This is a genomic window from Mucilaginibacter puniceus, assembly GCF_054783175.1.
The window spans coordinates 479,988-502,545 of record NZ_BAAGRB010000002.1 but is presented as its reverse complement, the minus strand read 5'-3'; the positions used below and the strand labels follow the sequence as shown (position 1 = coordinate 502,545).

At 38.5% G+C, this 22,558-nt stretch carries 19 protein-coding genes; 8 read left to right on the top strand and 11 right to left on the bottom strand.

Translation table 11 applies throughout. The features are described from left to right. Positions 1-76: 76 nt before the first annotated feature. A complete protein-coding gene (locus ACYVJ6_RS09180) occupies positions 77-958 on the top strand; it encodes a helix-turn-helix domain-containing protein (RefSeq protein WP_460693759.1) in 882 nt (293 codons plus the stop codon). Positions 959-1,010: 52 nt separating this feature from the next. Here the strand turns inward: ACYVJ6_RS09180 and sucC are convergent, their stop codons facing one another. Next, on the bottom strand, positions 1,011-2,201 hold the full coding sequence (sucC, locus tag ACYVJ6_RS09175) for an ADP-forming succinate--CoA ligase subunit beta (protein WP_460693758.1): 1,191 nt from the start codon (positions 2,199-2,201) through the stop codon (positions 1,011-1,013). 201 nt (positions 2,202-2,402) lie between these two features. Here sucC and ACYVJ6_RS09170 point away from each other — a divergent pair, with 201 nt between their 5' ends. The 4 genes from ACYVJ6_RS09170 to ACYVJ6_RS09155 are packed head-to-tail and all read left to right on the top strand — an operon-like array spanning position 2,403 to position 5,567. Further along, positions 2,403-3,062 (top strand): ABC transporter ATP-binding protein, encoded by a 660-nt coding sequence (locus ACYVJ6_RS09170; protein WP_460693757.1) that lies wholly within the window; start codon positions 2,403-2,405, stop codon positions 3,060-3,062. Further along, positions 3,059-3,367, top strand: a complete 309-nt coding sequence (locus ACYVJ6_RS09165) for a hypothetical protein (protein WP_460693756.1) — start codon at positions 3,059-3,061, stop codon at positions 3,365-3,367. Before ACYVJ6_RS09170 ends, ACYVJ6_RS09165 begins: the two co-directional genes overlap by 4 nt. Continuing rightward, positions 3,354-3,965: an HAD family hydrolase gene (locus ACYVJ6_RS09160; protein WP_460693755.1), complete on the top strand. Its 612-nt coding sequence runs from the start codon at positions 3,354-3,356 to the stop codon at positions 3,963-3,965. Before ACYVJ6_RS09165 ends, ACYVJ6_RS09160 begins: the two co-directional genes overlap by 14 nt. 57 nt (positions 3,966-4,022) lie before the next feature. Next, positions 4,023-5,567 carry a S41 family peptidase gene (locus ACYVJ6_RS09155; RefSeq protein ID WP_460693754.1) on the top strand — a complete coding sequence of 515 codons (1,545 nt, stop codon included), beginning with the start codon at positions 4,023-4,025 and terminating at the stop codon, positions 5,565-5,567. Between the two features lie 129 nt (positions 5,568-5,696). Here the strand turns inward: ACYVJ6_RS09155 and smc are convergent, their stop codons facing one another. The 5 genes from smc to lpdA form a co-directional block, all read right to left on the bottom strand. Continuing rightward, positions 5,697-9,236, bottom strand: coding sequence for a chromosome segregation protein SMC (gene smc, locus ACYVJ6_RS09150; RefSeq protein WP_460693753.1), 3,540 nt, complete (start codon positions 9,234-9,236; stop codon positions 5,697-5,699). A gap of 164 nt (positions 9,237-9,400) precedes the next feature. Next, positions 9,401-10,183 (bottom strand): PhzF family phenazine biosynthesis protein, encoded by a 783-nt coding sequence (locus tag ACYVJ6_RS09145; RefSeq protein WP_460693752.1) that lies wholly within the window; start codon positions 10,181-10,183, stop codon positions 9,401-9,403. A 108-nt stretch (positions 10,184-10,291) separates the two neighbouring features. Further along, positions 10,292-11,152, bottom strand: coding sequence for a sigma-70 family RNA polymerase sigma factor (locus tag ACYVJ6_RS09140; protein WP_460693751.1), 861 nt, complete (start codon positions 11,150-11,152; stop codon positions 10,292-10,294). 164 nt (positions 11,153-11,316) lie between these two features. After that, positions 11,317-12,156 (bottom strand): MBL fold metallo-hydrolase, encoded by an 840-nt coding sequence (locus ACYVJ6_RS09135; RefSeq protein WP_460693750.1) that lies wholly within the window; start codon positions 12,154-12,156, stop codon positions 11,317-11,319. 102 nt (positions 12,157-12,258) lie between these two features. After that, complete coding sequence (gene lpdA, locus ACYVJ6_RS09130) at positions 12,259-13,647, bottom strand: dihydrolipoyl dehydrogenase (RefSeq protein WP_460693749.1); 1,389 nt, start codon at positions 13,645-13,647, stop codon at positions 12,259-12,261. Positions 13,648-13,956: 309 nt separating this feature from the next. Here lpdA and ACYVJ6_RS09125 point away from each other — a divergent pair, with 309 nt between their 5' ends. Then, positions 13,957-17,175: a TonB-dependent receptor gene (locus tag ACYVJ6_RS09125; protein WP_460693748.1), complete on the top strand. Its 3,219-nt coding sequence runs from the start codon at positions 13,957-13,959 to the stop codon at positions 17,173-17,175. Between the two features lie 297 nt (positions 17,176-17,472). Here the strand turns inward: ACYVJ6_RS09125 and ACYVJ6_RS09120 are convergent, their stop codons facing one another. After that, entirely contained in the window at positions 17,473-17,649 is a 177-nt protein-coding gene (locus ACYVJ6_RS09120) for a hypothetical protein (RefSeq protein ID WP_460693747.1), read from the bottom strand. Positions 17,650-17,972: 323 nt separating this feature from the next. Here ACYVJ6_RS09120 and ACYVJ6_RS09115 point away from each other — a divergent pair, with 323 nt between their 5' ends. Continuing rightward, positions 17,973-18,545 carry an RNA polymerase sigma factor gene (locus tag ACYVJ6_RS09115; RefSeq protein ID WP_460693746.1) on the top strand — a complete coding sequence of 191 codons (573 nt, stop codon included), beginning with the start codon at positions 17,973-17,975 and terminating at the stop codon, positions 18,543-18,545. A gap of 15 nt (positions 18,546-18,560) precedes the next feature. Further along, positions 18,561-19,667 carry a S1C family serine protease gene (locus ACYVJ6_RS09110; protein ID WP_460693745.1) on the top strand — a complete coding sequence of 369 codons (1,107 nt, stop codon included), beginning with the start codon at positions 18,561-18,563 and terminating at the stop codon, positions 19,665-19,667. A gap of 82 nt (positions 19,668-19,749) precedes the next feature. Here ACYVJ6_RS09110 and ACYVJ6_RS09105 read toward each other — a convergent pair whose 3' ends face one another. From ACYVJ6_RS09105 to pdxH, 4 genes are all read right to left on the bottom strand, one after another. Then, positions 19,750-20,874, bottom strand: coding sequence for an NADH-quinone oxidoreductase subunit D (locus ACYVJ6_RS09105; RefSeq protein WP_460694622.1), 1,125 nt, complete (start codon positions 20,872-20,874; stop codon positions 19,750-19,752). An 86-nt stretch (positions 20,875-20,960) separates the two neighbouring features. Beyond that, complete coding sequence (locus tag ACYVJ6_RS09100; protein WP_460693744.1) at positions 20,961-21,335, bottom strand: four helix bundle protein; 375 nt, start codon at positions 21,333-21,335, stop codon at positions 20,961-20,963. Positions 21,336-21,400: 65 nt separating this feature from the next. Then, complete coding sequence (locus ACYVJ6_RS09095) at positions 21,401-21,901, bottom strand: NADH-quinone oxidoreductase subunit C (RefSeq protein WP_460693743.1); 501 nt, start codon at positions 21,899-21,901, stop codon at positions 21,401-21,403. After that, positions 21,898-22,545, bottom strand: a complete 648-nt coding sequence (gene pdxH / locus ACYVJ6_RS09090; RefSeq protein WP_460693742.1) for a pyridoxamine 5'-phosphate oxidase — start codon at positions 22,543-22,545, stop codon at positions 21,898-21,900. Before pdxH ends, ACYVJ6_RS09095 begins: the two co-directional genes overlap by 4 nt. Positions 22,546-22,558: the final 13 nt, after the last annotated feature.

Sequence of the window (22,558 nt, the reverse complement as noted above, 5' to 3'; positions counted from 1 at the left end):
TAAATATTTGACTAAATGAGACTTTTTTTATACAAAGACAGCCCTTTAAATTAACTTTATATATTCAAACATCATTATGCTAAATAAAAGAGTTTTAAAACAAAGGCTATCTCTACTAAATACCGACTATGTTAAGTTAGATGACCGGTGGAACTATAAAAATATAGTAAGTCCATATCATCGTATATATTATATTGATGATGGGGAAGGAGAAATTTCAGATACCAGCCAAACTTTAAAACTTGAGCCGGGGTACTTGTATATCATACCAAGCTATACTTTATGCAACCTGATTTGTAAAAGTTATTTAAGTCAATATTTTGTGCAATTTTTTGAAGACTCTTCGGATGGCACAACCATATTTGGAGGGGTAAGAAGGGTGTCAAAAATAAAGGCTTGTGAAGTTGATATTATAAATTTCACACGTTTGGTTAATATTAATCCTGGCAGGGGAATCAATCGTTCATACAATCCTAAAATTTACGAGAAGCATGATTATTATGATGAGTATCAGGAGCTGAATAATTTACAAAACATGTCAAATTTTGTTGAAACCCAAGGTATTTTGTTACAGTTAATATCAAGGTTTTTAGCACCCGACATGCTTTATGCTGATAATGGCGGAGCAGTGCCTGTTAAAATTTTAGATGCTATGCATTTTATTATGGTGAATATTCACCTGCCAATATCAGTTGTTTCTTTAGCAGAGCGAGCCAATTTGAATACAACCTATTTTTCAAGGTTGTTTGAAAGGCATACCGGTATTCGTCCACAAAGTTATATTATCGAGAAAAGGATTGAACGCGCTCAGCATATCATGTCAACAAGCCAGATATCTTTATTGGAGGTAGCAGAACTCGTAGGATTTAAAAGTTTGTCTAATTTTTCAAGGATATTTAAAAAAGTTACAGGCTACTCGCCCAGACATTTTAAACACCCTAAGAAGTTAAATATGTAGCAACAAAAAAAGGGGCTAAAAGCCCCTTTAATATTTAATATGCTTGATAAGCTTATGCTAAAACTTGCTTAACTATCTCCGCAGCTTCTTTTAATAAAATAGCCGAGTAAACTTTTAAGCCTGAATTATCTATCAGTTCTTTTGCTTCTTTGGCGTTGGTACCTTGTAAACGTACAATGATAGGTACAGGTATGTTTCCAATTTCTTTGTAAGCATCAATAACACCTTGTGCTACACGGTCGCAACGTACTATACCACCAAATATATTGATGAGGATAGCTTTAACGTTAGGGTCGCTTAATATGATGTTAAAACCGGCTTTAACTGTTTGCGCGTTAGCGGTTCCGCCTACGTCCAAAAAGTTGGCAGGCTCGCCACCGGCCAGTTTAATAATATCCATGGTTGCCATAGCTAAACCGGCACCGTTAACCATACAACCAACGTTACCGTCAAGCTTTACATAGTTAAGGTTTGATTTACCTGCTTCAACTTCGGTTGGGTCTTCTTCAGTAACATCGCGCATAGCGGCATAATCAGCATGGCGGTATAAAGCGTTCTCGTCTAAATTTACTTTAGCGTCAACAGCTAATATTTTATTATCAGATGTTTTTAATACCGGGTTAATCTCAAACATTGATGAATCGGTAGCATCATAAGCTTTATATAACGACGCGATAAATTTGGTCATTTCTTTAAAAGCCTCGCCTGATAAGCCTAAGTTAAAGGCTATTTTACGGGTTTGAAAACCTTGTAAACCAACCTTAGGGTCAATTTCTTCTTTAAATATCAGGTGCGGCGTATGTTCAGCAACTTCTTCAATATCCATACCGCCTTCGGTAGAATACATGATGATGTTGCGGCCCGCAGCACGATCTAACAATACGCTGATGTAAAACTCTTTAGTTTCGGTTTCGCCCGGGTAGTAAACATCCTGGGCTACCAATACTTTACGTACCAGTTTACCTTCGGCACCGGTTTGAGGGGTTACCAGTTGCATACCTAATATGGCGCCTGCTTTTTCCTTAACCTCATCAAGGTTTTTAGCTAATTTAACGCCACCGCCTTTACCGCGGCCACCGGCGTGTATTTGTGCTTTTACAACAACCCAGCTTGAGTCGTAATCTTCCTTTAATTTTTTAGCAGCTTCTACAGCTTGCTCAGCAGTATCGGCAACTATGCCTTCCTGAACTCTGACACCAAAACTTTTTAAAATGGCTTTACCCTGATATTCGTGAATATTCATGCTTTTTGAAGTATTTGCGGTAAATCTACATTTTTTTTGATTTTAGTTTAGTAGTAAGTTAAAATTGTTGCAATTAAGTTTTAAAATAGGTTCATTATTATGAAATTGTTAAATTTTAAGGTGTAAAACCCGTTGTAATTTTTAATTTAATAACTGTAGGTATGGTTATAACTTCTGTGCCGAAAAAACTAACTTTGTAAAATGCTGAAAGCACAATCCATCCATAAGTCATACGGGCAATTACAGATATTAAAAGGCGTTGATTTTACTGTTGAACCTGGCGAAATTGTAACTATTGTCGGCGCATCAGGTGCGGGAAAAAGTACGTTGTTAAATATTTTGGGTACGCTGGATAAGCCCGACTCGGGCCGACTTTTTATTAATGATGTGGAACTGAATAAACTAAGCAATAAAAACTTAAGCGCGTTTAGGAATAAAGAGATCGGTTTTATTTTTCAATTCCATCATCTACTGGTTGAGTTTAACGCATTAGAGAATGTTTGCATCCCGGCATATATAGCAGGTACATCACGTGCCGCAGCCGAGAAAAGGGCTACCGAATTATTGCAGTTATTGGGGTTAGGAGACAGGTTGACACACAAGCCCAGCCAACTATCGGGCGGTGAGCAGCAGCGGGTAGCAGTAGCACGTGCATTGGTTAACAGCCCTGCTTTAATATTTGCTGATGAACCATCAGGTAATTTAGATTCGGCAAACGCTACGGAACTGCATCAGTTATTTATTCAGCTGCGCGATGAATTTAACCAGGCCTTTGTAATAGTAACCCATAACAAGGACCTGGCCGATATAGGCAACCGCAAGGTGTTAATGAAGGATGGTTTAATAGTAGATCAGCTGTGAGTATATTGATAACATCGGCTATGTCGGCAAACGCCCAAAGGCTAAAAGCACTACTCAATACCGAAAAAATCATACTGGGCGATCATGCGGATATACCCTCTTTTATGCTGCAACCCGGTAAAATGATCAAACTGCCCAGTCCGGAATCTGACTCCTATACTCACCAAATGCTTGCGCTGAGCCTGGATAATCATATTAGCCAACTGTATGCTTTAGAAGAAGCTGAGTACCGGGTTTTAGCCTTAGCCACCCAGTTATTTGACGAGTATGGCATCCAAATTTTAAATGGTAATGAAATATATTGATATAGATAAAAGCAAGCAGGCATTTGTATTTGAGCTGGATAATGTGATCTATCCTGAAAAGGACTATCTGTTCCAGGTTTATTACCTGTTTGCCGGTGCTATTGAATATACCGAACTCATAGACGCAAAAACTATAACCGATTTGATGGTTGAAACGTATAATGCAGGTAATAAAGACAAAGTTTTTGATGTAATAAAAGAGAAGTTGGGCGTAAACGAGAAGTATCGCCTTAACCTGCATCATTTATTACACACGGTTAAACTTCCCTTAAAACTATTGGTCTATAAAGGAATACTTGACCTGATGCAGGAAATTGTGGTTGACCGTAAAAAGTTGTTTATAGTTACCAACGGAAATCCTGCGCAGCAGTTAAATAAAATAAAACAAACCGAATGGCACGGTTTGGAGCCATATTTAACCTGCTATTTTGCAGAAGAAACTAAGCCCAAACCCGAAACTGATAGTTTGGAACTGTTATTAACCGATCATAACTTACTGCGTAAAGATATTCTGCTCATTGAAAACTCAGAAACAGACAAGCTTTTTGCCGAAGCTTGCGGCGTTGATTATTTAAATGTGACCGAATTTATTGGTTAGGCAATTAGTTATAATATAAATAGTTAACTTACGTTTAATATTCGCTAAAAAATATAAATGAAGAAATTAATCTACCTGTTTTTAATCCTTTCAGCAGGATTAATTATATCCTGCAAAAAGGATAATAAACCAGATAATAATAATACTATAGCCCCTTCAAAAACAGGCTCAACGCTTGACCTGATAAGGGATTCCATCTATTTATACGCACAAGAGTCATATTTATGGTATGATGGCTTGCCTGATTATGCTACGTTTAATCCGCGCAGTATAAGCGGAACCAATGATCTCTCGGCTCTGGTAAAAGAGGTTGATAAATTATCACAATATAAAATTAACCCGATCACCAATAAGCCTTATGAATATTATGAACCATCACCTGGCGAGGCCAAATACTCATTTATTGATGAGGGTGGAACATCTGCTCAATTAGGTGGTGTAAATGGCGATTTTGGTTTTGCACCGTTATATAATACAACTACTGATTTGCGCATTAAATATGTTTACGCAGGGTCACCAGCAGCGGCAAAGGGGATAAAACGCGGTTACCAGATCACTAAAATTAATGGTCAAACCAATTTAACCTATGATAATGGCGGAGCTACCACGCAATTTGTAGTAAATGCCATGTTTAATAGCAGTACAGTTTCAATGACTTTAAAAAGGCCTGATAATACCACTTTTGATGTTGATCTTGCTGTTGCTAATTATAATGTTAACCCTGTTATTATCTATAAAGTAATTGACCTGGGTGGCGGGAAAAAAGTGGGCTATATAGTATTTAACAGTTTTGTAACTGAAGATGTTGCTAAACCAAAATTGCAGGAAGCCTTTAACAGTTTTACTGCTAATGGTATTACTGACCTTGTGGTTGATTTGCGTTACAATGGCGGTGGTTATGTATCAACTGCAGAGTATTTGAGTAATTTAATAGTACCTGCCGGCAAAACCGGAAGCGCAATGTATACCACCTATTTTAATGATAAGCTGGCAGCGGGTAAAGCCAGTATTTTGGCTAACCAAATACGTAAAGATCCTACAACCGGCAGAACATATAATTATGCTCAGTTTGATTATACTCCAGATACTGAAAACTTTGCAAAAGAGGGCTCGCTTAACATTACCGGTAAAGTATTTTTTATTGTTTCGGGAAATACCGCTTCATCAAGCGAATTATTAATTAATAACCTGCGCCCCCACATGAATGTACAGCTTATTGGTACTAAAACCTATGGCAAGCCGGTTGGCTTTTTTGATATCCAGATCAATAAATACGAGTTATATGTGCCCCAATTTGTAACCAAAAATTCAGCAGGGCAGGGCGATTACTTTGACGGAATGTTGCCCGGAAGTATTAATTACCCCGGTATTATGGATTATGACGATGTTACCAAAGAATTTGGCGACCCTACCGAGGGTTTATTGGCCCACGCTTTAAATTTTGTGAAGACTGGTAATTATACTTCCACAGTGCAATCCAATCAATCAGTAGATGCCGGTTTAAGGTCATTCTCCGTATTGCAGTCAAGAGAAGCTGCATTGAAGTTAGATGACCATAAATTTAACGGTATGGTACATGATAAGCCGTTGAAGATAAAATAAAATATCAATCAATGTCATTTCGAACGAGGTACGAGGAGAACTTTCTCTTGAGCGTAGCGAAAAAATCTTTACATCCGTTCATATCGCAAGTGTATGGATTTCTCGCGTTGCTCGAAATGACAGTTGGGATTAAGCCAGTTCCCGCATATCAACAGGCACTACGCGCGATATTCCCTGCTCAACCATCGTAACACCGTAAATAACATCGGTGCTGGCAATGGTGCGTTTATTATGCGATACGATGATGAACTGCGAATCCTTAGAAAACTCGCGAATGATATTATTGAACTTATCAATGTTTGTATCATCCAAAGGCGCGTCCACCTCATCAAAAATACAGAATGGCGCAGGCTTTAACAGGTAAAGCGAGAAAAGGATAGCCGTAGCTGTCAGCGTTTTTTCGCCACCTGATAGCTGGTTGATAGATAGCGGCCTTTTCCCTTTTGGCTTCGCGATAATGTCAATGTCTGATTCTAAAGGATGCTGCGGATCGGTTAATATCAAATCGCACGAATCCTCATCATTAAACAACGAGCGGAATACTTTGATAAAGTTCTCGCGGATGCCGGTAAACGCCGCCATGAATTTTTCTTTGGCCGTATCATCTATCTCCTGTATAGTTGCCAGTAAAGAGGCCTTAGCTTCGCCCAGATCTTTCTTTTGCGTTTGGATGAATTCGTACCGTTCGTTCATTTCGGCATAAGCCTCCATGGCCATAGGGTTAATGGCACCAAACTCGTCCAATTGCCTTTTTAGTTTATCAGTTTTTTCGCGCAGGTCGTGCTCATTTTCACCTTCCGGAACCTGGGTATCCAGTAACTCTTCTATGTCAATATTAAACTCAACCGACAGTCGCTCTTTTAAGGCGTTCAATTCCAGTTTAAGGTTGTTGCGTTCGTCTTTTAGCTCATTCTCGATAACTTCAGCATTATCTTTTTTGCGCCTTAATAAGGTAAGCTCATTCTCACTTTCGGTAACATTACCGCGCCAGGTGTAGTATTCCTGTTCAGCCTCCTGTGTGGCTTTTTCCAGTTCTTCTTTCTGGCTATACATTTCCAGCAGGCTATCATCTGATGTATCTGAATTTTGCAGATGCTCCTGAATAGCCGCTTTTACAATTTCTAATTCAGCACTGTTTTGTTTGATCTGTTTCTCTAAAGTTTCTTGTTGGGTGTAACGATAGTCCATATCTTTCTCTAACCCCGAAACCTTGTTTTGCTGCTGATGAAAGCGGATATTCTCCTGGTTATAAGCGTTTGATTGCATTGTAACCATTTCATTCAACTCATTGAATTCAACTTGCTTTTCGGCTAATAGATCGCTTTTAATTTGGCGCTGTTCTTTAAGCTCAATTACTAATGGTTGCAGGCGCTCCATATCCGCTTTGATGGTAGCTATTTTTTGAGCTATGTCGTCCTTACGGTTAAGGCTGTTTTCAATAAAGGTTTGGTATTGCTCTTGCCGCGTTTTAACGGTAATTAGTTCGGTATTTAATTTATTCAGGTCTTCCTGTTTCTGTTTTATTTGTGCCGATTTGCCGGAAGCTTTTAAACCATCTAATTGGTTCTTCAATTCCTCTAAACGGGTTTTTAAATCAAATACACGTTCATCAGTTTGTTTGATCTCTTTGGCAAGGTTCTCTAAATTCTTGGCCCGGCCTATTCGCTTACCCTCAAATAAACCTACAGATCCACCGGCCATGGTATATTTGGTTTTATTGAATTTCCCGCTTTTACCTATTAACACTAACCCTTCTTCAATAGGCGCGTTGTTTAACTCATGTCCCAGGTCATCATTAACTAAATAAACGTTTTTAAGCAAATGGTTACAAAGTGGCAGGTAACGTTTATCTACCTCAATAACACTTAAAGCGGGTATCCAATTGGTATTATCGGGTGCTGTTGGGGTAGTGGTTACATGACTATAGTTATCCAACACAAAAAACTGGGCGCGTCCCTTTGACGAATTGCTGAGTAAGTTAATAGCGCGGATAGACTCATCATAATTCTCAACTACGTAGTAGTTCATTAATGGCTCCAGGTAATTTTCAATAGCTATACGGTACTCTTCTTTACAAAAAAGCACATCGCTAAACAAAGGCACGTTTTTTACCCATGCCGCGTTGTTTTTCAGGAAACGGATAGATTCAGGGAAGCCCTCCAGATTATCAACCAAACTTTTGGTCAAATTGTACTCATTTTGTTTGGCATCCAGCTTACGGCTCTCTACAATAATGGTTTCTTTAACCGTGTTCAGTTCGCTATCAAGTGCGGTAATTTGTTCCTGTAGCTGGGTTTCCTGCTCAACTTCCTCCTGGTATTCCTTTTCTGCCGACTCTGCACGTTGTTGCAGTTCAGCTACCACCTCTGTAAAATGCGAAAGCTCCGTCGTTTTATCAGCCGCGTCTTCCATATTCCGCTGGCTTTCCTGCTCTAATGCCTGCTGCTGTATTTGTAATATTTCGATATCCTTTTCTGCCTTGTAAGCCTGGTTTTGCAGGCTGGTATTGCTTTGGGTAAGATCGTTTAATTCGTTACGGGCGGCGGTTTGTGTTAGCTTTAACTCATCTACTGCCAGTTTTAAGTCGGCTACTTTATCAGTAAGTGTTTGCAGGCTTTCTTCTTCCTGCGCTTTTTCTTCGGATAGGCGCTTGATATTATACAGTACGTGGTTCAGCTGGTTGCGGTCGCGTTCCAAATCAGCACTTAGCCTTGCTTCCTTATCCTGCTGAAACTTAAGCTGCTCGTTCTTTATCTTTTTATCACTTTCGTAAGCACGTATTTTGGCTACGTACTCGTTGGTAGCTTTTTGCTGTGCCGCCAGGTTTTTTTCTTTGGTAATGCTATCCAGCTTTTGCTGTTGTAATGCGGCCTCCAACGTATCTATTTGCGTAACTATGCCGGTTTTGCTTTCACGTTCCTTTTGTTCCTGCTCCTCAATTTTACTTAACGATTCGCTGAAGGACACAATGCGGAAAGAAGCCAGCATCACACTTAACGTTTTATATTGCTCTTTCAAACGATAATAGCGTTCTGCTTTTTTGGCCTGGTTCTCCAGCATTTTGAGGTTCTTCTCTATCTCGAAAAGTAAATCCTCTACACGCTCCAAATCGGCTTCGGTATCTTTTAACTTATTGAAAGTTTGCTTTTTACGGAGTTTGTATTTAGATATACCCGATGCTTCCTCGAACAAATTACGCCGCGAACCTTCTTTATTGGATATGATCTCCTCGATCATTCTTAATTCAATAATAGCGTACGAATCTGACCCCACACCCGTATCTAAAAACAGGTCGGTAATATCCTTTAAACGGCATTGTACATCATTTAAACGATACTCGCTATCGCCGGTACGGTATAGCTTGCGGGTTAAGGTAACCTGCGAGTAATCAGTAGGGAGTATATTCTTAGTATTATCAAAAGTTAAGGAGACTTCGGCTAAATTTGCGGGCTTACGGCTTTTGGAGCCATTGAAGATCACGTTATCCATCTTCTCTGACCGTAACATGCGTGTACTTTGCTCGCCCAGTACCCAGCGTATAGCATCAACCACGTTTGATTTGCCGCAGCCATTAGGGCCAACTATAGCGGTAACACCCTCATTAAAATTGATGGTGATCTTATCGCCAAAGCTCTTGAAACCCTTTATCTCTAACTGTGTAAGCTGCATTTAAAGTTGATATCCCTCGCTATAAATTCGAGCCTTCAAATTAATCATAAATTATTGATATTTTAAAGGTAAAGGCCGTATCGTTTAATAAAAAATCCTCCTTACGTCAAAGACGAAGGGAAGATGTTGCGCATAGCGATGACAGGAGGGTAAATTATAACGTCTTAAACAAAAATCTCTCCCTTCAAATAAGTAACAGCTTTGCCACTCATTAATACGCGGTCGCCTTTTAATTCGCACCATAACTCGCCTTTGCGGGCAGATAACTGGTAGGCGTGTAGTTTGTCCTTACCTAATTTTTTGGCCCAGTAAGGTATCAAATTACAATGTGCCGATCCGGTAACCGGGTCCTCGGGTATGCCCGCCCCAGGCGCAAAAAACCGTGACACAAAATCTGACTTTTTACCTGGCGCAGTTATGATTACACCCACCGTATCCATTTTTGAGAGGGCGAAGAAATCGGGAGTAATGCTCAATATATCATCTTCGGTTTCATAAACCACAAAATAGTCTCTTGAGCGTAATATGGCTATGGGTGGTTTTCCCAAAGCTTCCGTCAATCCGTTAGGTATTTCAATAGGGATAGGCGGCCTTGAAGGAAAATCCATGGTATATTTATCACCAACTTTTTTTACGGTAAGCACACCTGCTTTAACGGTTTCAAAATGTATGGTATCGCCATTATAAGCTAATTCAGTGAACAGGATATGTGCTGCCGCTAATGTGGCGTGGCCGCATAGGTCTATCTCATATGTGGGGGTAAACCAGCGCAGGGCAAAGCCTTTGGCTGTTTTTACAAAAAAAGCAGTTTCGGCCAAATTATTCTCTTTAGCTATTTGCTGCATCATCTCATTGGGCAGCCATTTGTTTAGCGGACAAATAGCCGCCGGGTTGCCGCCAAATAATTGGTCGGTAAATGCATCGGCCTGGTAAATAGGAATAGTCATAGGTTATCTGTTTACAGTACTAATATAACCTAAAAGCTATTAAATAAGAAAGGCCGGATAATATATCCAGCCTTTCTTAATTCTTGACTCTTACTTCTTGATTCTAAATTATCCTAAATATGATTTCAGGATCTTACTTCTTGAAGTATGACGTAATCTTTGTAATGCCTTGTCTTTTATCTGGCGAACACGCTCGCGGGTTAGGTTGAATTTCTCGCCAATCTCTTCTAACGATAGGGGATGATTACTACCTAAGCCAAAGAATAATACAATGATCTCGCGCTCGCGCTCAGTTAATGTCGATAGTGAGCGTTTGATCTCTTCAGATAAAGATTCATTAATTAGTATCGAATCCGTATTAGGCTCGGCGTTTTCCAATACATCTAACAGGGTATTTTCTTCACCTTGTACAAACGGTGCATCCATAGATACATGGCGGCCCGAGTTACTTAGCGTATCAGATATTTTATCAACCGTAGTTTCCAGTATATCGGCCAGTTCTTCGGGTGAAGGCTCGCGCTCATACTCTTGCTCCAGTTTGGAGAATGCTTTACTTATTTTGCTTAATGAGCCTACCTGGTTCAATGGCAAACGTACAATACGAGATTGCTCGGCAATGGCCTGCAAAATAGATTGACGGATCCACCATACGGCGTATGATATAAATTTAAATCCTTTGGTTTCGTCAAAACGTTTAGCTGCCTTAATTAAACCTAAGTTTCCTTCGTTAATTAAGTCGCCAAGTGTTAAACCCTGGTTTTGGTATTGCTTAGCAACTGATACCACAAAACGCAGGTTGGTTTTTGTTAAACGTTCTAAAGCTGCCTGGTCACCCTCTCTGATCTTCTGCGCTAAAATTACCTCTTCTTCGGCTGTAATCAGGTCAACTTTACCTATTTCGTGAAGATATTTATCCAGTGATTGTGATTCACGATTGGTTATGGATTGGGTTATCTTGAGTTGTCTCATTTATATATAAACCTGATTCTTGATTTAATTTTAGAATTGAACGTGCAAAAGTATAAAATTGTTATGAAAAATTTTCACTATAATACTACATAATAAAAAGTTTACATTCTGCTAATTTTTTCAAAAAAATAGCACGGTTTTTGAGGTATTTCTGATTAGATAAATTATATTTCGGATAACTTAAATACCTGCTTTAATCGCACCCCTTTTTCTGTTTGCTGTACCGTACAGCACTCATTTACGGCATCATGCTCTAAAAATAAAATAAATTCTTTTTCTACAGCTTCATTTAAAAATATTTTTTTTTCGGCTAAAGTTTTCAGCGGAAACATATCATAAGCGGGTATATAGGGCAGGGGAATATGGCCTGTAGTTGGCACCAAATCTGCTACATATAATATTGTTTTTTCTTTATAAATAATAAGTGGCAGCATCATCGCTTCGGTATGGCCCGATACAAAACGGATGTGTATATTATCCGTAAAGGTAACACCATCCTGCACCTCAATAAATTGCAATTGGCCGCTTTGCTGTAAGGGTAAAATATTTTCTTTTAAAAAGGATGCTTTTTCGCGTTCGTTAGGGTTAATGGCCCAGTCCCAATGTTGTTGGTTGCTCCAATAGGTGGCATTTTTAAAAGTTGGGGTGAGGGTTTCGCCATCGCGTTTTATGGCACCGCCAACATGGTCTAAATGAAGGTGTGTTAAAATTACATCGGTAATATCATCAGTAGAAAAGCCCAGTGCAGCCAATGATCCCTCTATACTATCATCGCCATGCAGATAATAATAACTTAAAAATTTAGGGTCCTGTTTGTTGCCTATGCCGGTATCAATCAAAATTAATCTATCGCCATCTTCAATCAACAAACAACGCATAGCCAATGTGCACAGGTTGTTTTCATCCGCCGGATTGGTTTTGCTCCAAATAGTTTTGGGCACTACGCCAAACATTGCGCCGCCATCTAATTTGAAAAGGCCCGTATTGATAGTATGTAGCTTCATATTAAGTCAAAAGTAAAAATTAAAAAATCAAAAATGTGTGCATAAAAAAAGACCGATGGGTGAACCATCAGTCTTTTTGAATTTTGACTTTTTAATTTTGAATTACAAATGTATCACCTCGCCATACGCATCAGCGGCAGCTTCCATTACTGCTTCGCTCATGGTTGGGTGTGGGTGTACCGATTTAATGATCTCATGGCCGGTTGCTTCCAGCTTGCGGGCGGTAACAACTTCGGCAATCATTTCGGTAACATTAAGGCCTATCATGTGCGCGCCCAAAAACTCGCCATATTTGGCATCAAATATTACTTTAACAAAGCCATCTTTAGCACCCGCAGCACTTGCCTTGCCCGATGCCGAGAATGGGAACTTGCCAATTTTTAATTCGTATCCTGCTTCGCGGGCTGCTTTTTCGGTATAACCTACTGATGCAATCTCAGGGCTGCAATAGGTACATCCCGGTATGTTGTTATAGTCTAATGGCTCGGGTGAATGACCTGCAATTTTTTCGACACAGATAATGCCTTCTGCAGAAGCTACATGCGCCAATGCCTGTCCTTTTACAATGTCGCCAATGGCGTAAACGCCTTCAACGTTGGTTTTATAATAATCATCAACCAATACTTTGCCTTTATCGGTTTTTACACCATTTTCTTCTAAACCTAAACCTTCTAAATTGGTAGATATACCAACGGCTGATAAAACTATTTCCGCTTCTAAAGTTTCAGTTCCGGTAGCAGTTTTAACCGTTACTTTGCAAACATCACCACTGCTATCTACAGCCTCGACATTTGAGCCTGTCATGATATTGATGCCTTGTTTCTTCAAAATACGGTTAAGCTGCTTTGATATTTCTTCGTCTTCTAATGGTACAATATTGTCCAGATATTCAACTACGGTAACCTGCGTGCCTATGGAGTTATAAAAGTAAGCAAACTCAATACCTATGGCCCCAGAGCCAACCACGATCATTGATTTTGGTTGTTTGGGTAACGACATAGCCTGGCGGTAGCCAATAACCTTTTTACCATCTTGTTTAAGGTTAGGTAACTCGCGCGAGCGGCCACCTGTTGCCAATATGATATGTTTGGCAGTTATATCTTTAGTGCCTTCTTCGCTTTTTACTTCAACTACGCCTTTGCTTTTCAGCTTACCAACACCCATTATTACATCGATCTTGTTTTTCTTCATTAAAAACTGAACGCCTTTGCTCATGCCATCGGCTACACCACGGCTTCTTTTAATTACAGCTTCAAAATCAACCTCGCCGGGGCTTGGTACTCTTATACCATAATCAACAGCGTGGTTAATATATTCAAATACTTGTGCGCTTTTTAATAATGCTTTGGTGGGTATACAACCCCAGTTAAGGCATATACCGCCTAATGATTCTTTTTCAACTACTGCAGTTTTTAAACCGAGCTGCGAAGCACGGATTGCAGCCACATAACCACCCGGGCCCGACCCTATAACAATTACATCGTAGTTCATATAGATATAGCTATTTATTTTTTGAATGGCAAAGCTAAGTAAAAGGGCTGAAATGTAGAAAAATGATTGAAGGGTAACAATTTTTTTGACCTGATTATGCTAATAGACATATATGGTGTATAAAGGCACACCAAAAAAATGCGATTTTCTTATTAAATAAGCTATATTATTTAATACTTTTTGGTAATTACTATAAAATGTTAATAAATATATAATAAATATTAACATAAATTTAATATTACGTATAGTAACTACGATTATATTTGTGCAGTTAATTGATTTTATTATTATTCATTAAAGTACATGCAAATGAGGAAGTTTTTACTATTATTATTCGCCTGTGTTATTACTGCAACCTCTCTTTTTGCGCAGGTAACCACAGGTAGCTTAACAGGTACTGTTAACGATTCAAAAGGGGGGTTGCCCGGTGCAACCGTTGTAGCAACCCACGTTCCATCAGGAACTGTTTACACTACAGTTACAAGGGCAACGGGGCAATTTACCCTGCCAAACATGCGTGTTGGTGGGCCCTACACTGTTAAAATATCCTTTATTGGATATAATGACCAAACGTTTAACGACCTAAATGTTACTTTAGGTACACCGGTTAGTTTGGATGTTACCTTAGAGGATAACAGCAGGCAATTAAGCGAGGTAAGTATAACCGGAAGCAAAAAAGGTGCGGCTATCAGTTCTGAAAGAAATGGTGCATCAACCAGGGTTTCATTACAGGCATTACAAAGTTTACCTACTTTAAGCAGGAGCTTACAAGATTTTACCCGTTTAACTCCACAGGCAATTGCTACTACAAGCAATTCAGATGGCAGCCCGTTAGGTATATCATTTGCCGGACAAAACAATCGTTACAACCAATTTACTATTGACGGTGCAAACGCCAGCGATGCATTTGGTTTAGCCGGTGCAGGTACTAACGGCGGCCAGTCGGGCATTAACCCAGTACCTTTAGAGTCCATACAGGAAGTTCAGATATTATTATCACCTTATGATGTTACACAAGGTGGTTTTACAGGCGGTGGTATTAACGCGGTTACCAAAAGCGGTACCAACACTTTTCATGGTTCTGCTTACTACACTTATCAAAACCAGGATCTGGTGGGTAAAAGCTATTTAACAGGTGATAAATATGCAACATTTAGTAACAAAACTTTTGGTGCAAGTTTAGGTGGACCTATTGTTAAGAACAAATTGTTTTTCTATGCGAATTATGAGCGTTTTGACAATATCACTCCTGTAGCATTTGATCCGTCAATTTCAACCAGTGGTTCAAAATTTGATGTAAATACGTTGCAGCAGATACGTGATTATATGCAAACCACCTATAATTATGATATTGGCGATTTTAAAGCAATAAACAAATCTATCTATTCAAACTCTGCTTTTGCTCGTTTAGATTGGAATATCAACAATAAAAACAAGTTGACTGTACGTCATAGTTATGTTGAAGGTGCTAACTTTAATATCAGCCGCAGCCCAACTTCAATAACCTTTACCAGCGGTGGATATTATTTCAGAAATAAAACTAATTCAACGGTTTTAGAGTTAAATAGCACAACATCTGCCAATACATCAAATGTATTGCGTTTAACTTATACCAGTGTGCGCGATGCCAGGGAAACTTCACCTTTATCAAACGTGCAGATCAATAGTGCAGGTTTAACTTATAATTTTGGTGCTGATTTTTCTTCATCTGCCAACTCTTTAGATCAGAATAACTTTACGTTAACTGATAACTTTACTATTTATAAAAACAACCACACTATTACTTTTGGTACCACCAATGAATTTATAAATACTAACAACGTATTTATGCAAGCTTATAGTGGTGCGTATACGTACAATAAAGCTAATACTGATAATATTGCCGCGTTTGAGGCTAATAATGCACCTCCTCAGCAGTACACATTAACTTATAACCCATCTGATCCGGGGAATAAATTCGGAGCTAAAATTTCGGCTGCACAACTTGCTATATACGGACAAGATGTATGGACCGTTAATCCGGATTTTAAATTAACCTATGGTTTAAGAATTGATATGCCGGTGTATTTTAATAGACCGGAGGCTAATCCAACTTTTAACTCAGCTGGATATTTTGGCGGTATTCAAAACAACCAGGTGCCCAAATCAAAACCATTATTTTCACCAAGAGTTGGATTTAACTGGAATGTTGATGGTGTCAGCGAAACGCAAGTACGAGGCGGTTTAGGATTATTTACAGGTCGTGTTCCATTTGTATGGGTATCAAACCAGTATGGTGGTACAGGTATATCAACTATCAGGTATACAAGCCCTATCCCTACTACATTACGTTATACTTATAACCCAAGTGCGCCATTAAATGGTGCTTATATACCACCAAGCAATTCATTCCCGGCCTCTGAGGTTGATGTTACTGATCCTAACTTTAAAGTTCCGCAAACGTTACGTGCAAACTTAGCCGTTGATCAAAAATTACCTTTCTGGGGATTGGTTGGAACTTTAGAAGGTATTTACACCAAAGTGATCAACAATATTTTATATAAACAATTAAACATTGGTCCTGTTACAGCAACGCCTTCTACTATTGGCGGCAGCTCACGTCCTTATTACAATTTTGTACGTGTGGATACAAGGTTTACTGATGTGTTAATGTTAACTAATACCAATGCCGGTTATGCTTATAACATTACTGCACAAATCCAAAAGCCATTAAGCCGCGGATGGACAGGTAGTATAGCTTACACATTTGGCGAGTCCTTCTCACTTAATGATGGTTTAAGCTCAACAGCTACTTCAAACTGGAGAGCCATTAATGAAAATGGCTTAAATAATTTGTACCAAACACGTTCAAATTTTGATCCGGGATCACGTGTAATAGGTAACGTTAGCAAAACGTTCACCTATGCTAATAAACGCATGTCTACTACCATTGGTTTAGTTTATATAGGTCAATCAGGTCAGCCATACTCTTACGTTTATAATCGTAATATAAATGGTGACGATGTTACTAACCGAAATAGCACTTCATCATTCTATGCAGTTGAATATATACCTTCTGCTGCTGAATTTGCAGATCCAAACGGTTATACAAAATACCAGTTGGTTAATATAAATGGTGGTGCTACTGCTGCACAACAGTGGATAGATTTTGCAAACTTTGTTGAGGGTAATCCAAACATTAAAGCCTATCAGGGTAAAGTTATACCACGTAACGGTATAAGGTTGCCATGGGAAAACCATATCGATGTTAAAATTGCACAGGATTTTAATTTAGTTAATCAACATAAATTGCAAGTAGCACTTGATGTGTTAAATGTGGGTAACATGATCAATAAAAACTGGGGTTTAAGCTACGGTACAACAAATCAAAACGTTTCGCCTTTGCAAGCTCAAAGCAACGGAACGCAGCCAACGTTTACTTTTGATCAAACAAGATTAAATTTAATTAAAGGTGTGTTAAGGCCATATTTCATCAACGATTTGCTTTCTCGTTGGAGAGCTCAGGTTAGTGTGAAATATAGTTTCTAAGCATTCAAGTGATATCAAACAAAAAGGCCTCCCGAATTTCGGGAGGCTTTTTTGTTTGAGGGTAGAAATTTTTTATATAAAAGCCTTTTGTTGCTGATTGTCTAATTCTATAAATCAGTTAACCAGTTGGGTAATGATTATAATTGTGTGTAGTAAAAATGTTTGGAATGGATATATATTTATAAAAGATGTTTGATAGTTGCGGTAAAAATTCGAGTTAAACTCATTTTAAGCCTGGTTATAACGCAAAAAAGCCTCCCGAAATTCGGGAGGCTTTTTTGTTGAATACAAAAATGATTACATTTTTGCAGCAGTGTCAGCAGCCATTGTATCAGCAGCCATTGTATCAACAGCCATTGAATCAGCAGCAACAACAGTTGTGTCAGTAGTTTCAGCTTCTTTATTTCCGCCACAAGCTGCGAATGAAGTTGCGATTACTAATGCTAAAAGAGCGATTTTGAAAGAATTTTTCATGTTAATTTTTTTTTAAAGTGACTATATAGTTTTGGTATTAATACACGAAAATATAAAAGGTAACCCATACTTTTCAAAAAAGTAACCATTTTTTTGCTAAAAAGTTAAAAATCAACTATAAAAAGGTGAAAATTTATTTTTTACTCATAACCTAATTCTAAGAAATATCTATCAATATTAATACATTATTCAAAGAACCACCGTGATATATAAATAAGAGAGTGCGTTATTCACTGAAATGCAAAATACAACCGTAATATTTATTTAATTTAGATTTTTCTTTCAAGCGATGGGTTACAATTTTGTATAAATAGTATTAAGTAGTGAATAAAGGTTTAAAAGATTCAGCGCCAACAGATAGCGAAGTCATTCTTGGGATACTAAATAATTCGGAAAGTGCTTTAAAACGGCTATATATAGCTTATTTTCCGATGGTATTGCAGCTTATTATAAATAATAATGGCAACGAGGATGACGCAAAGGATATTTACCAGGAGGCGATAATAGTTCTTTATAATAAAGTTAAAGCGGGTGATTTTGAATTAAGCAGTAAGCTTAAAACGTATATCTACTCAATTTGTCGAAGGCTTTGGTTAAAAAGGTTGAGCCAGTTAAACAGGTATGCCGGTGACATAAAAGATTTTGAGGAGTTTATACCCGCTGATAATGATGATAGTGAACAAAGTAGTGACAAGGATATACAATTTAATAAAATGCATAATGCCCTGCAGCAACTGGGCGAACCTTGTAAAACTATAATGGAAGATTTTTATATAAATAACAGATCGATGCAGGATATCTGTGAACGTTTTGGGTATACTAATGCGGATAACGCCAAAACACAAAAGTATAAATGCCTGCAAAGACTGAAAAAGTTGTTTTTTCAGCAAAATTAAAAGAGGAGTAAAGCAATGAGCGAGAGCCAACTTTTAGAAGTAATTGAACAGTATCTGAATGGCGAAATGAGCCGGGAAGAACTTAGGGAGTTTGAGTTACTGCGTAAACAAAATGCTGATATTGATGCAAAGGTGATTGAACATCAACTTTTCACCAACCTGTTAAAGCAATATAGCAAACGCGTGGAGTTAGAAAACCGTTTAAATGCTATACATGAGGAAATTGATGTAAATGAGTTGAAGGAAAGCCTGATGGCGCATCCGATATGGGTAGTGCAGATGTGGCGCAACCATCACTCAAAAATATCGGTAGCTGCATCAATTGCCATATTTGCGGTATTAAGTTTATTGTGGGTAACCGGTAAGTTTGACGATAATAACCATAATAACATTGCTCAGTTAAAAAATGAAGTACGTGCACTTAAAGGTTCAAACGCCAAGTTGAGTCGCTCTATTAATGATATTAAGGCTCAAACTAATGTAGTAATACGTGATAAGGAGAGCAGTACAGGCACCGGTTTTGCAATTACCTCTGATGGGTTAATAGCAACTAATTACCACGTGATACGAGGAGCTGATTCAGTATATGTTCAGAATGATGCCGGTCATTCTTTTAAAGCGAAGGTACTTTATACCGAGCCACAAAATGATATTGCGATTTTGAAAATCACTGATCATTTATTTAGTAATTTAGGTAACATACCTTATATTATAAAAAGGTCTGAAAGCCCTTTAGCCGAAGAGATTTCTACTTATGGCTATCCATATGGTTATGCAATATATTTAAAAGGGAATTTATCTGCTAAGTTTGGATTAAATGGCGACAGTGTACATTACCAAATAGATATTCCTATCAATCCCGGCAATAGCGGAGGCCCTTTGTTGGATAATAAAGGTAATGTAATAGGAATAACTGATGCAAAGCAAGCGCGTTACGAGGGTGCCCACTTTGCGATAAAATCAAAATACTTATTAGATGCTATACATAACATTCCTTCTGAATCATTAGATGGAAAGACCATCACATTAAATAAGAAAAATGGTTTAGTAGGTTTAAACCCCGTTCAGACAACGCAAAAAATAAGTAAATATACTTTTATGGTTAAGGTATATAACAACTAATATCTACAAGTTTACGATAATATAAAAAAGACGCTTAATAGCGTCTTTTTTTATGTAAAATTATTTAGAAATAGTTGTCCATTTATCTATCAACCTCGCCCAATACAAAGTCAATAGAGCCCACAATGGCTATCAGGTCGGCTATCATTACACCTTTTGATATTTCGGGCAATACAGACAGGTTATTAAAGCTTGGGCCCCTTGCTTTTGCACGGAAAGGTATCTCCGTTTTTCCATCAGCAATAAAATAAAAACCCAGTTCGCCCCGTGCACCTTCGCAGCGGGCGTAGTAATCTTGCGCTTTAGGTGTTATTTTGCGTGGAAGTTTGGCGCGTGGGTCAAAATCCGGAGTGCGTTTCAACTCATTTTGTAAACGATTCAAACATTGATCAATAATTTTTAAGGATTGCTCAACCTCGTCAACACGTACTTTGTAACGGTCCCAGCAATCGCCTATTGTACCCATGGCACCCGTGCCTACCGGTATATCAAAATCCAATTCAGGGTAAGCGGAGTAATTGTCGATACGCCTCAAGTCATATTTTAAACCTGAACCACGCAACACAGGACCTGAGCAGCCATTGTTAATAGCCACATCCATTGGCAATACGCCAACATTGGCGGTACGACTAATAAATACTTGGTTATCAGTTAACAAACGATTTAACTCAACCATTTTGGGCCTAAAATAGGTTACAAAATCTTTACATCGTTCTTCAAAACCAACAGGCAAATCGTAAAATAAGCCACCCACCCAAATGTAATTATATAAAAGCCTTGAGCCTGATGCCCACTCCAGCATACCCATAATGTGCTCCCTATCGCGGAAACACCATAGAAAGGGGGTGAATGCTCCGATATCGATACCATAAGTGCCAATAGCTATCAGGTGCGATGCGATGCGGTTCAATTCGCAAACCAATACACGGATGTATTCCACGCGTTTAGGAATGTCCTGATCAATGCCGAGCATTTTCTCAACACCCATTACCCAGGCGTGGCTATTATTCATAGATGCCAGGTAATCCATCCTGTCGGTAAACGGGATAGTTTGTTGGTAGGTTAATGATTCGGCATGTTTTTCAAAACAACGATGCAGGTAGCCCATATGAGGAATAACCTCTTTAACTATTTCCCCATCGGTAATTAATTCCAATCGCAATACACCATGTGTTGACGGATGTTGCGGCCCCATATTGAGCACCATATCCTCAACGCTGGCAGATTTAATCTTCTCGTTGTAATTATTTAATGCCGTTTGATATTTCGAATTTCGGATGTTCAATTTCGAATTTATTTTTTTTGATTTTTGATTTTTTGATTTTCTTTTGCTGTCTTACCAATAGCTGTAAAGATAGCAGTAAGTTCTGTTGCTTCCTTTTTTAAAGGTGCTATTAATGATGTAGAAACCAAACCTGATTCTTCCATCAATTCAAACCAATAGATTGATTCATCGGCCTCTTCTTCAGAAATAATTATTTTATTTATAAAATCTGCTGTAGATTTCCCTTTGCAAGCAGAGCGATAATTTGCTCCGATAGATGTTGAACTTCTGATCAATTGTTTTGATAAAACATTAAGCGAAGAAGAGTTCGGCAAAACTTCAATTAACTTGATTACGTCAACTGCGAACTTTTGGGTTCTTCTTTTTAACTCTATTTTATCCACTTAATAAATTCTAAATTAACAATTCAAGAAAATTTCGAAATTGAAAATTCGAAATTCGACATCTATCAAAAATCTATCTTAATTCCTTTATAATACTCCGCTGTTTTATAATCTTTTCTTAGCGGGTAACCTTCCCAATCATCAGGCAATAAAATGCGGCGCAGGTCGGGATGGCCCTCAAAATATATTCCTAACAGATCATAGGCTTCACGCTCATGCCAATTTGCAGTGCGATACACTGATGTTACGCTTGGGAATTCAGGCAATGCAGGATTATCACGGTTGTGCTCCTTGCTTATTTTTAAAGTTAATTGCAGATGGTAGGGGATGGATGCCAAATGATATACAACACCAAAGCGGTTTACTTCTGTACCATAATCAACACCGGTTAGGCAGGCTAAAAAATCAAAATAAGTTTTTGGATTATTACGTAATTCAAGGCAAACATCGGCAATGCGCTCCGGCTGAATTAGCAGGGCAGGTTGTAAACCACCCAATTCTTCACCGGTAATGAGTTCATTACCAAATTTTTCAATCAGCAATAATTTAATTTCTTCAAAACTCATGGCGCCAAACGAACTGTTTTCCAGGTACTATTATCTATTTTTTTATATAAAATTCGGTCATGCAGGCGGCTTTGCTGGCCCTGCCAAAACTCAACCATACGCGGCTTTAAAATATAGCCACCCCAGTATGATGGTTTAGGTATATCCTTATCGGCATATTCAGTTTCTAACTGAGTCATTTTGCTTTCCAATACTTCGCGCCCGGCTATTTCCTGGCTTTGTGGCGAAACTAATGCACCTAATTGACTGCCTTTAGGCCGCGACTGAAAATATTTTTCTGACTGCTCCTTGCTCAATTTTTCAATAGTGCCTTCAATACGCACTTGTCTTTCCAACTCTCCCCAAAAAAAGTTTAAGGCACCTACCGGGTTCTTGGTTATTTCTTTACCCTTACGGCTTAAATAATTGGTATAAAAAACAAAACCATAATTATCATAACCTTTTAATAATACGATGCGTGCAGATGGTACACCATCGCGTGTGGCAGTTGCCAGTGTCATCGCATTGGGCTCATGCAATTTTGCTTCAATGGCTTCGTTAAACCAAATATCAAACTGTTTTACAGGGTTGATATTAATTGTTGTTTCAGATAATTGCGCTAAACTATATTCGCGCCTTAAATTTTGCAGATCGTCTCGATTCATGTTATGCAAACTT

Coding starts and splice junctions, on each gene's coding strand:
- ACYVJ6_RS09180 (WP_460693759.1), top strand. CDS start 77: ATGCTAAATAAAAGAGTTTTAAAACAAAGGCTATCTCTACTAAATACC.
- sucC (WP_460693758.1), bottom strand. CDS start 2,201: ATGAATATTCACGAATATCAGGGTAAAGCCATTTTAAAAAGTTTTGGT.
- ACYVJ6_RS09170 (WP_460693757.1), top strand. CDS start 2,403: ATGCTGAAAGCACAATCCATCCATAAGTCATACGGGCAATTACAGATA.
- ACYVJ6_RS09160 (WP_460693755.1), top strand. CDS start 3,354: ATGAAATATATTGATATAGATAAAAGCAAGCAGGCATTTGTATTTGAG.
- ACYVJ6_RS09155 (WP_460693754.1), top strand. CDS start 4,023: ATGAAGAAATTAATCTACCTGTTTTTAATCCTTTCAGCAGGATTAATT.
- smc (WP_460693753.1), bottom strand. CDS start 9,236: ATGCAGCTTACACAGTTAGAGATAAAGGGTTTCAAGAGCTTTGGCGAT.
- ACYVJ6_RS09145 (WP_460693752.1), bottom strand. CDS start 10,183: ATGACTATTCCTATTTACCAGGCCGATGCATTTACCGACCAATTATTT.
- ACYVJ6_RS09140 (WP_460693751.1), bottom strand. CDS start 11,152: ATGAGACAACTCAAGATAACCCAATCCATAACCAATCGTGAATCACAA.
- ACYVJ6_RS09135 (WP_460693750.1), bottom strand. CDS start 12,156: ATGAAGCTACATACTATCAATACGGGCCTTTTCAAATTAGATGGCGGC.
- lpdA (WP_460693749.1), bottom strand. CDS start 13,647: ATGAACTACGATGTAATTGTTATAGGGTCGGGCCCGGGTGGTTATGTG.
- ACYVJ6_RS09125 (WP_460693748.1), top strand. CDS start 13,957: ATGAGGAAGTTTTTACTATTATTATTCGCCTGTGTTATTACTGCAACC.
- ACYVJ6_RS09120 (WP_460693747.1), bottom strand. CDS start 17,649: ATGAAAAATTCTTTCAAAATCGCTCTTTTAGCATTAGTAATCGCAACT.
- ACYVJ6_RS09110 (WP_460693745.1), top strand. CDS start 18,561: ATGAGCGAGAGCCAACTTTTAGAAGTAATTGAACAGTATCTGAATGGC.
- ACYVJ6_RS09105 (WP_460694622.1), bottom strand. CDS start 20,874: ATGGTGCTCAATATGGGGCCGCAACATCCGTCAACACATGGTGTATTG.
- ACYVJ6_RS09095 (WP_460693743.1), bottom strand. CDS start 21,901: ATGAGTTTTGAAGAAATTAAATTATTGCTGATTGAAAAATTTGGTAAT.
- pdxH (WP_460693742.1), bottom strand. CDS start 22,545: ATGAATCGAGACGATCTGCAAAATTTAAGGCGCGAATATAGTTTAGCG.